The organism is Nocardia sp. NPDC060220, from assembly GCF_042727815.1.
GTDB lineage: Bacteria > Actinomycetota > Actinomycetes > Mycobacteriales > Mycobacteriaceae > Nocardia.
Map to the genome: position 1 here is coordinate 1 of NZ_JBHWZY010001397.1, position 1,015 is coordinate 1,015.

Here is a 1,015-nt window from a genome sequence, read left to right on the forward strand (position 1 = left end):
GCTATCCGATCTTCTCGGTGGTCGCCGGATCGGCCGAGATCACCTCGGCCGCGCTGATCGTGGTCGGCATCCTGATGGCGCGTTCGCTCGGCGACATCGACTGGCAGAACCTCGAGTACTCGGTGCCCGCGTTCATCACCGTCATCATGATGCCGTTGACGTACTCGATCGCGAACGGTCTGGCGATGGGCATGATCTTCTACCCGATCGTGATGGTCGCCAAGGGTCGCATCAAGGATGTGCACCCGGCCATGTGGGCGCTGATGGTGCTGTTTCTCGCGTACTTCTTCTTCCTGGTCGAGTAGACGTTGCGGCCATAGGTGTGTCTATACTCAGGCTAGCCTAGGCTTGCCTAACTAGAGGAGATCCACCCATGAAGCGTTCGCTCGTTGCCGCGTCGATGGCGTTTGCCACCATCTTCGCGCCGGTTACCGCCGCTGTTGTCGCCACCGCCCCCGCCGCGATCGCCGCACCGGCCACGCCCTCGGTCGGCGAGCTGTACGGCAAGCTGCAGGCGGCCATGAACGGTTCGTCGGCCGAGCTCGAGTCGGGCAACGGCGGCAGCCTCGCGGTCGTGCGCGACACCGTCAACCGGATCCCGGGCTACAGCTGGGATGTCTCCGGCCCCGTCACCGTGGACGGCGACACTCTGTCGGCCACTCTGAACAGCCGCCTCGGCGATTACGCCTTCCCGATCCCCGTGACCTGGAAGAACATCGGCGGCATGTGGAAGCTGTCGCAGGAGTGGCCTCGTCGGCATCTGCCAGGCGGGCGACGTGCTCGGCCTGGTCGACGGCGACGTGGCCGTCATCGGCACCGACCTCACCGACACCGCCCGCACCGTCCTGGACCGGATGCTCTCGGCGGGCGGCGAGATGGTCACCCTCGTCCTCGACGACGAGGTGCCCGAGCAGGTGGCCGACCTGCTGGAACGCCACGTACGCACTTGCCACCTCGCGGTGGACACCGTCGTGTACCGGGGCGGGCGGCAGCGGCGGGCTGCTCTGACCCGGCG

1 protein-coding gene and 2 pseudogenes are annotated in these 1,015 nt (G+C 66.6%); 2 read left to right on the forward strand and 1 reads right to left on the reverse strand.

The annotated features are described in order from the left end of the window. Positions 1-305 (forward strand): annotated as a pseudogene (locus tag ACFWF3_RS37050) (NCS2 family permease); the annotation flags it as partial. Between the two features lie 37 nt (positions 306-342). On the opposite strand, the gene ACFWF3_RS37055 reads toward ACFWF3_RS37050, so the two are convergent. Continuing rightward, positions 343-555, reverse strand: a complete 213-nt coding sequence (locus tag ACFWF3_RS37055) for a hypothetical protein (RefSeq protein WP_379318937.1) — start codon at positions 553-555, stop codon at positions 343-345. Between the two features lie 221 nt (positions 556-776). Between ACFWF3_RS37055 and ACFWF3_RS37060 the strand changes: the two are divergent. After that, a pseudogene (locus tag ACFWF3_RS37060) lies at positions 777-1,015 on the forward strand (Dak phosphatase); the annotation flags it as partial.